8 protein-coding genes are annotated in these 8,765 nt (G+C 71.9%); 7 read left to right on the forward strand and 1 reads right to left on the reverse strand.

The window, feature by feature from the left end:
* The first annotated feature begins 814 nt into the window (after positions 1-814).
* From VR44_RS09430 to VR44_RS48350, 4 genes are all read left to right on the forward strand, one after another.
* On the forward strand, positions 815-1,636 hold the full coding sequence (locus VR44_RS09430; protein ID WP_045946956.1) for an AfsR/SARP family transcriptional regulator: 822 nt from the start codon (positions 815-817) through the stop codon (positions 1,634-1,636).
* Between the two features lie 323 nt (positions 1,637-1,959).
* Positions 1,960-2,781, forward strand: a complete 822-nt coding sequence (locus VR44_RS09435) for an AfsR/SARP family transcriptional regulator (RefSeq protein WP_045946957.1) — start codon at positions 1,960-1,962, stop codon at positions 2,779-2,781.
* Between the two features lie 153 nt (positions 2,782-2,934).
* On the forward strand, positions 2,935-3,198 hold the full coding sequence (locus VR44_RS09440; RefSeq protein ID WP_045946958.1) for a phosphopantetheine-binding protein: 264 nt from the start codon (positions 2,935-2,937) through the stop codon (positions 3,196-3,198).
* Positions 3,199-3,274: 76 nt separating this feature from the next.
* Positions 3,275-4,234: an SRPBCC family protein gene (locus VR44_RS48350; RefSeq protein WP_045946959.1), complete on the forward strand. Its 960-nt coding sequence runs from the start codon at positions 3,275-3,277 to the stop codon at positions 4,232-4,234.
* 78 nt (positions 4,235-4,312) lie between these two features.
* On the opposite strand, the gene VR44_RS09450 is transcribed toward VR44_RS48350, so the two are convergent.
* On the reverse strand, positions 4,313-4,927 hold the full coding sequence (locus VR44_RS09450) for a ScbR family autoregulator-binding transcription factor (RefSeq protein ID WP_281187127.1): 615 nt from the start codon (positions 4,925-4,927) through the stop codon (positions 4,313-4,315).
* A gap of 232 nt (positions 4,928-5,159) precedes the next feature.
* Between VR44_RS09450 and VR44_RS09455 the strand changes: the two genes are divergently transcribed.
* The 3 genes from VR44_RS09455 (at position 5,160) to VR44_RS09465 (ending at position 8,527) form a co-directional block, all read left to right on the forward strand.
* Positions 5,160-5,930, forward strand: coding sequence for a response regulator transcription factor (locus VR44_RS09455; RefSeq protein ID WP_045946961.1), 771 nt, complete (start codon positions 5,160-5,162; stop codon positions 5,928-5,930).
* A gap of 53 nt (positions 5,931-5,983) precedes the next feature.
* Positions 5,984-6,829, forward strand: coding sequence for a hypothetical protein (locus VR44_RS46980; RefSeq protein ID WP_052713523.1), 846 nt, complete (start codon positions 5,984-5,986; stop codon positions 6,827-6,829).
* A 237-nt stretch (positions 6,830-7,066) separates the two neighbouring features.
* Entirely contained in the window at positions 7,067-8,527 is a 1,461-nt protein-coding gene (locus VR44_RS09465) for an FAD-dependent monooxygenase (RefSeq protein WP_045946962.1), read from the forward strand.
* The last annotated feature ends 238 nt before the right edge of the window (positions 8,528-8,765 follow it).

The following is an 8,765-nucleotide window of genomic DNA, read 5'->3' on the forward strand; positions in this document are numbered from 1 at the left end:
AGATGTGTATAAGAGACAGGCCCACCGCCGGTTCTCCCGGGCCGGCTTGTGTCGCCTCGGTGGACTTCTCCGCCGTCCCCGTGCGCGCCGGGAGGGCGGCGGGGTGCGGCCGCGGGCCACCGGGCGTAGTCCCGCAAGCCCCGGAATATCCCTGACCGTTTGCCGTCGTGAAGGTCCTGTGCGGACGGCATCCGCCCTGGCAGGGCGGTCCGGCAGTGAGAACCCTCCGGAATCAGCCACCGGCGGCCCGTCGGCCCGCCCACGCGAGGGCGGGCCGACCGGCCGGTGGACGGCCGTGTGGCGTGCGGGCCGAGGTCCGAATCCACGCGGCGGGCCACCTTGCCCAGGCGGGCGCCTCCTTCTGTTTCAAGCCGGGTTCCAGCGATGCTCAGGCCGGGCTCCGTCGTCGGACGATCAAGATTGCGCTTCAGTAAACCGCGAAAGCGGTTTGTACTGAGGGCTCAAATCCGTACTGGCCGGCCTCGGAGGGCTGTGGATGCGGGGGAGGCGCCCCGCCAGGAGGCCCCAACCGACGAGATTCGGCCAACTTCTTGGTCTGTTTCCTGCCGTTTCACGCCACTCTTTGCGTCGTGCGACAAGAGGTTTTCTTGATCATCAGGTTGGAGTAGAGCGCTTCTTGACCCCCTCTGGCCATTGAAAGCGCAGGTCAGAGGCGTGCCTGAGGGGCGCGAGGGGGTGTGGTGGAGAGAAAAACGGTACAGCCGGTTTGGTATTGACAAACCGGCTCAGCTGTTTTTTGCTCGTTCCAGCGAACTTCGAGGGTTCATCCAAGGACGAAGCAGGGGAGTACGGCGTGGACATCGATGTACTGGGCGCACTGACCGTGCGGGAGAACGGGGTCTCGATCACTCCCACCGCCGCCAAGCCCCGCCAGGTGCTGGCGCTGCTCGCGCTCCACGCGGACCAGGTGGTGCCCGTGGCCGCGCTCATCGAGGAGCTGTGGGGGACCGAGCCGCCGCGCAGTGCCCGGACCACGCTGCAGACGTACGTACTCCAGCTGCGCGGCCTCATCAGCCAGGCGCTCGAGGGCACCGACGGGTCGCGTACCGCCAAGGACGTGCTCGTCACGCTGCCGGGCGGATACATGCTCAACAGCGGCGGCGGCACCAGTGACGTCCGCGAATTCGACCGGCTGGCCGGAATGGGCTACCGGGCCATGGACGCCGGGGACTTCCCCACTGCCGCGCGGCTGCTGCGCGAGGCCCTCGCGCTGTGGTCCGGGCAGGCCTTCGCCGACGTCGACGGCGGGGTCCAGCTGGACATGGAAACCCGGCGGCTGGAGGAGACCCGGCTGTGCGCGCTCGACCAGCGCATCGAGGCCGACCTGCGCCTCGGCCGGCACCGCGAGCTGCTCGCGGAGCTGACCGTGCTGGCCAGCCGCTACCGCATCCACGAGAACCTGCACGGGCAGTTCATGCTCGCCCTGCACCGCTCGGGCCGGCGCGGCGAGGCGCTCAGCGTCTACCAGCGGCTGCGCTCCACCCTGGTGCGCGAGCTCGGCATCGAGCCGTCCGCCGCCCTGCGCAGCCTGCAGCGCTCGATCCTGATGAGCAGCCCCGAGAGCCCGGCGGAATCCCCGGAGACGGCGCGCAAGCGGCTCGCCCGGGTCGGCTGACCCCGGGGGCGGGTGGAACGGCGGCCGATATGAGAAATCTTTGTCAGGTCTTTTGCAGAAGCTGCCGGAAAACCTGAGAAGCAATTTGCAAAGCCGGGAATCGGAACAGATTCGACGGGCCCGATCCACGGGCTGAGCACGAGGTTTGACGTTCTGTCGGAATCTTGTGCCGGGAATCCGCCACCTGTTCGCCCGTTTCGGAGGTCCGCTCGACGTCGGCTTGAGCGCCCGGTGATGTTGCCCTGGGCTGCCTTACCGTCATCGGGTCGAATACTGATAACCGAGAGTATCTCGACGAAATGTGGAGGGGAGACGGGGAGACCGTGGAGATTCAGGTTCTGGGTCCGTTGAGTGCCGAGGTCAACGGGGCATCGATCGTTCCTACGGCGGGCAAGCCGCGTCAGATCCTGGCGCTTCTCGCGCTCTACCCGGGCCGGGTGATGCCCGTACCGACCCTCATGGAGGAGATCTGGGGCACCAAGCTGCCCGAGAGCGCGCTCACCACCCTGCAGACGTACATCCTCCAGCTGCGCCGCAGGCTCGGCACGGCCATGGGGCCGGGCGCGCCGGGCACGGCCAAGGACGTGCTCGCCACGCGGCACGGGGGCTACCTGCTCCAGATCCCGCAGGAGTCCGTGGACGTCCACAGCTACGAGGCCCTCGCGGCGGCCGGCCAGAACGCCTTCGACGAGGGTGACGACGAGCGCGCCGCGGACCTGCTGCGCAAGGCGCTCGACCTGTGGCAGGGCCCCGCCCTGGTCGACGTACGGGTCGGGCCGATCCTCGAGATCGAGGTGCTGCGGCTCGCGGAGAGCCGGCTCGTTACCACCGAGCGGCGCATCGACGTCGACCTCCGGCTGGGCCGGCACACCGAACTCCTCGCGGAGCTCACCGAGCTGATGGCCCGCAACCCGCAGCACGAGGGCCTGCACTCGCAGGCCATGGTGGCCCTCTACCGGTCGGGCCGGCAGGCGACCGCCCTGGACGTCTACCGCCGGCTCCGCGCCCGGCTGATCGGCGAACTGGGGGTGGAACCCTCGCAGCAGCTGCAGCGCCTGCACCAGGCGATGCTGCGGGTGGACCCCGCGCTGGACGTGGTCGCGGGACCGCGGCGCAGCTCCACCTTCGATCTGTACGCCGCCTAGGTATATCAGGGAGCGGCCGGTCGGCCGGGCGGGGTGGTGGCGGGGCTCCAGCGCGGCTGGGGCCCGGCGTGAGCGGCCCTCCAGGGCCGTCGGCGAGGCTCCTGGCGACCCGGTATGTGTCGCCACGCCGGCGGACCAGGAGAGAGGCACACCATGCAGCGGCTCGAACTCACCGACCTGACCCGCATCCTGCGGTTCTGGGGAGGCGAGGAGGAGTGTGTCGAGCTGACCGAGGACGTCCAGGACCTCTACTGGGACGAGCTCGGCTACGACTCGCTCTCCGTCCTGCAGACCACCGGCTCCATCGAGCGCAAGTTCGACGTCCTCCTCGACGGGGAGCTCTTCGAACTGGGCGACACCCCCCGGCGCTACCTCGAACTGGTCAACCGCGTCCTGGGCAGCCGGGCCGCGGTCTGAGGCTCCAGTGGCGGTCCGTCCGGACTCCGGCGGATCGCGACAGGATCTGTGGCAAGCGCCGAGAGAGGGGTGTCCGATGTCTGTCGAGCGAGTGCACCGGCTGTCCTACGCGGTCGACGCGGCCGCGCCGGCCGGAGCCCTGTACGCCCTGGTGGCCGACACCGCGCCGTGGCCGCTGTTCCTGCCGGACACCGTCCACACGGAACGCCTGGACTTCGACGGCACCGTCGAGCGGTACTCCCACTGGACGGGGACGGACGGGCACCCGCGCCGGTCGCTGTGGCGGCGGGCCCTGGACGCCGGGCGGCGGCGCGTGGACTTCCGCGAGGAGCGTCCGGCCGGCCCCGTGACGGGGGCCGGCGGCAGCTGGCGGGTCGAGGAACTGGCCCCGGGCTGGTCGCGGCTGGTCCTGGAACAGGACCTCACCGTCGTGGAGGGCCCCGGGGCGGAGCGCGTCCTGGCCGAGGCCGGGGCCCGGGGGCGGGCGGCGGCCGACGGGCTGCGGGCCGTCGCCGAGCGCTGGCGGCGGCTCGACGGGCTGCTGGTGTCCTTCGAGGAGTCCGTGAGGATCCAGGGGCCCGCCGAACCGGTCCACGCGTTCCTCTACGAGGTGGGCGCCTGGACCGGACGGGTGGCGCACGTCGCGGAGGCCGAGGTGGTGGAGGACCGGCCCGGGGTGCAGCGCGTCCGGCTGGTCAGCCTGGCCGAGGACGGCACCCCGTATCCCACGGAGGAGGTGCGGGTGTGCTTCCCGGCGGCCGGGCGCATCGTCTTCAAGCGGTCCCGGCCGCACCCCCTGCTCGTGGCGCACGCCGGCGAGTGGTCCGTGGAGCCGGATCCGGCCGGGGTGACCGTGGTGTGCCGCAACGACGTCCTGCTGGACGAGAGCGCGGTGGAGCGGGTGCTGGGACCGGGCGCGGACCTGGAGCGGGCGCGCCGGTACGTGCGCGAGGTGCTCGGGCGGGAGAGCAGGGCCGTGCTGGGGCCGGCGGGGGAGTACGGCGGGGAGCCGGTCAGGGCCCTGCGGTCGGTGTGAACCCCGGTCGTGGGGCGTGTGCTCCCGGATGGGCCCGTGGCCCGTCGCCGCCGGCAGCGGCGACGGGCCACGGGTGCGTCAGCTTCCGCGCCCGGCCGACTCCAGTTCGCGCAGGACGGCGGGCGCGGCCAGACAGGGCATCACCACCCGCCAGAACCCGGACAGCGTACGGGGGGCCAGCCACTGGGGGTCGTCGCGGCCGAGGGCCTCGAAGCCGAGGGTGGCCGCCACCACGGTCGTCGCGACGTTGCGGTGGTTGAGCCCGGGCAGCAGGGCCCCCTCCTCCGCGGCCTCGACCAGCAGCCGGTACACGTAGTCGTGCCACTCCCTGGGCAGGGCGAAGGAGGACGGATAGGCCGGTTCCCGGTTCAGCTGGAAGGCGGCCCGGGCCACGACGTCCGACAGCAGCAGGCCGGCGAGTGCCTGTGAACTGTCCGCCATGCACTGGAGCGCCGAGGTCCGCCGCTCGTACACCTCGCGGGTGACCGCGCGCAGGGTCCGGGCCCCGGCGGCCTCGACGGCCTGCGCGACGGCCGCCTTGTTCTCGAAGTGGAAGTGGAGCGCGCCCGGGCTCACTCCGGCGCCGACGCTGATCATGTTCAGCGTCGCCTCTGCGTACCCGCGCCGTCCGAACACCGTGGCCGCTGACTCGAGCAGTGCTTGACGGGTTCGGACGGCGCGTTCTTGTTTCATCACGCATAGCTCCTGTATCAGTTTCCTTCTATTATTAAACCGCCCCGTTGGTATGGGAAGAGCGCGCCGACAGCCTCTAGTGGCTTGATCAACGGCGATTCGTGCCCCGCTGTGGCCTGATTCGAACCACTTATCGCGAACCTTGCCGCGATTTGCGGGCTTTGACAAACCGACGAAGCGGTTTGTATCTTCGTTGACGTTGGCTCGACTGAGCTTGAGGGAGGGGGGGCAGATGAACCAGCGGACGTTCGCTGTACTGGAACCTCACACAACCGCCGCAGGGGTGAACGGTGGGTTCCTACCGGCCGAGGGACTGAGGGTGCCACCGCACGCGCCGGCCCACTCGGCCCTGTGGCGGGTCCTCATCGTGGAGAGCAACGCGATGGAGGCGGAGACGCTGGCGCGCGGTCTGCGCCGGCACGGACACGAGGTGGACATCGTCGGCACCGGGAGCGAGGCCCTGCGCGGGTACGCCGACGCCGACCTGGTCCTCCTCGACCTGGAACTCCCCGACCTCGACGGGCTGGAGGTCTGCCGCGGCATCCGCGCCGCCCACGAGATCCCCCTCATCGCCGTCACCGCCCGGGGGAGCGAGCTGGACCGGGTCCTGGGCCTCCAGGCCGGAGCGGACGACTACCTCGTCAAGCCCTACGGCTTCCGCGAGCTGATGGCGCGGATGGAGGCGGTCATGCGCCGCGCGCGGCCGTCCAGACCCGCCGCGGCCACCATCACCTGCGGACCGCTGCGGATCGACGCGGGCACCCGGGAGGTGACCCTGAACGGGGAGCCCGTCGAGACCACCCGCAAGGAGTTCGACATGCTCTACCTCCTCGCCTCGCACCCCGACACGGTCATCCCGCGCAAGATGCTGATGCAGCAGGTCTGGGGCGACTCCTGGTCCCGCCGGACCGTCGACACGCACGTGAGCACGCTCCGCAACAAGATCGGCGCCAACTGGATCATCACGATCCGCGGCGTCGGCTTCCGGTTCGGCCAGGGCTGAACCCGTCCACACCGCTACGAGTCCACACCGCTACGAGCCGAGGGGGGAAAGACATGGCAGCGACGGCGACGTGCCAGGGAGAGGGCTGCCGCCGCCAGGCCGCCGACGGACGCTCCCGCCGGCGCACGGCCGACGGCGGGCGGCTGTGCCGGCCCTGCCGGGAACACCTCGACGCCGGCCTGGCGGAACTCGCGCACCTCTACGAGGAGTGCGGCAGGATGCTCGCCGGCGCGGCCCCCGGCAGCCTGCGCGAGCGGACCACCGGCGGCGACCTGCCCGGCCTGCCCTTCAACGGGGCCGCGGCCGACGTACGGGCCCGGATGGTCTCCGTACTGGGCTCCTGGAGCGGACTGGTCGCTCAGGAGCGGGGCTTCGCCTCCCCGGAGCGCACCGTCGCCGCCCTCAGCGCCTTCCTGCGCCGCAACGGGGACTGGCTCGCCGCCCACCCCGCGGCCGCCGAGGCCACCGAGGAGATAGCCCGCCTGGTGCGGGCCGGGCGCCGCGCCGCCTTCCCCGACCCCACCCGCAGCATCCGCCTGGGCCCCTGCCCGGAGTCCGGCTGTTCCGGCTCCCTGAGCGTCGCCGTCCGTACCACCGCCCGGGACACCGGCACCGACGCCGGCCAGGCCGTCGTGTGCGACGCCGACCCGGCCCACCGCTGGACCAGCGACCAGTGGAGCGGGCTCAGCCGCTCCATGGACGGCGAGGACCGGACCGCCGCCACCGAACGCTGGCTCACCGCCGCCGACATCGCCCGCCTGTGGCACACGCCGACCGGCACCGTCTACCGGCTGGCCAGCGAGCAGCGCTGGCGCCGGCGCAACCGGGCCGGCCGCACCTACTACAACGAGACCGACGTCCGGACCTGCTTCGACCGGCGGGCGGGCGCCCGCACCTGAAACGGTCTTCTCCCGCACGACCTTCCACAGCGGTCCGCACTCGATCCGGTAGGACCCGGATCGAGGCGTCTGACCGCGGTTTGACATTCCCTTGGCCGGTTCGCGAAGCAGCGGACCGGCCCTTGTGGAACCTGACCGACTCCTGAACCCCACGCCATTGAACGGCCGTTCGCACCCGAAGAACCTTGTAGTCAAGATCCGGTGCACTGTCTCCGGAGGCGAATTCAAGGAGACGTGATGGACGCCCCTGTGATCGTCGTCGGCGCGGGCCCCGCGGGCCTGATGCTCGCCGGTGAACTGCGGCTGGCGGGAGTCGCCGTCGTCGTCCTGGAACGCCTGGAGCGGCGTACGGGAGAATCGCGCGGCCTCGGTTTCACCACACGCACGCTGGAGACCTTCGACCAGCGCGGCATCCTCGCCCGCTTCGGCGACATCGAGCGCAGCACGCTCGGCCACTTCGGCGGGCTGCCCCTCGACTTCGGCGTGCTCGACGGCGCCTGCCAGGCGGCCAAGACCGTGCCCCAGTCGGTCACCGAAACCCACCTGGAGGTGTGGGCCGCCGACCTCGGCGCCGACATCCGGCGCGGCCACGAGGTGCTCTCCGTCCACGACGACGGCGAGGGCGTCGACGTCGAGGTCCGCGGCCCCGGCGGAACCCACACCCTGCGCGCCTCCTGGCTGGTGGGCTGCGACGGCGGGCGCAGCACCGTGCGCAAGGCCGCCGGCTTCGACTTCCCCGGCACCCCGGCCACCATGGAGATGTTCCTCGCCGACATCAGGGGCATCGAGCTCAAGCCCCGGATGATCGGCGAAACCCTCCCCGGCGGCATGGTCATGGTGGGCCCGCTGCCCGGCGGCACCACCCGCATCGTGGTCTGCGAACGCGGCAGGCCCCCGCGGCGGCGCGAGAGCGCGCCCTCCTTCGACGAGGTCGCAGCCGCCTGGCAGCGGCTCACCGGCGACGACATCTCGGCCGCCGAACCGGTGTGGGTCAGCGCCTTCGGGGACGCCGCCCGGCAGGTCACCGAGTACCGGCGCGGCCGCGTCCTGCTGGCCGGCGACGCCGCGCACATCCACCTGCCCGCCGGCGGACAGGGCATGAACACCGGTATCCAGGACGCCTTCAACCTCGGCTGGAAACTCGCCTCCGTGGTCCACGGACGGGCCCCGCTGAGCCTGCTCGACACCTACCACACCGAACGGCACGCCGTCGGCCGCCGGCTCCTGATGAACACCCGCGCCCAGGGGCTGCTGTTCCTGAGCGGCGCCGAGGTGCAGCCGCTGCGCGACTCGCTGAAGGAGCTCATGGCGTACGAGGACGTGGCCCGCCACCTCGCCGCCATGGTCACCGGCCTGGAGATCACCTACGAGGTCGGCAAGGGCTCCCACCCGCTGCTCGGCCGGCGCATGCCCCACCTGGAGCTGGCCGGCGCCGACGGCCCCACCTCCAGCACCGAACTGCTGCGCCCCGGCCGCGGGGTGCTCCTCGACCTGGCGGACAACCCGCGGCTGCGCGGGCGCGCCGCCCCCTGGGCGGAACGGGTCGACACCGTGACCGCCCGGCCGCGCGGCACTGCCGAAGGACTGCACGACACCACCGCCCTGCTGATCCGGCCCGACGGATACGTGGCATGGGCCGCGCCCGGCAGCCACCACGACCTGCCGATGGCGCTCGACCGCTGGTTCGGGACCCCCTGACGACCGGGGCCCCGGCGACCGGCACCCCCTGAGGCCGACGCACCCGACGGCCGGACGAGCACGTCAACCGGAGGAACCACACATGGCAACGCCGCAAGCAACGATCGAGCGCGCCCCCGCGGGGCCCGGCGCCGGCCGGGCCGCGCCGGCCGGCCCCGACGGGGAGCGCCGCGACATCGTCCGGGCGGCCCGGACCGTCCTCGCCCGCGAGGGCTGGAGGCACTGCACCGCCGAGGCC

This window comes from Streptomyces katrae, from assembly GCF_000966975.1.
Classification (GTDB): Bacteria; Actinomycetota; Actinomycetes; order Streptomycetales; family Streptomycetaceae; genus Streptomyces; species Streptomyces katrae.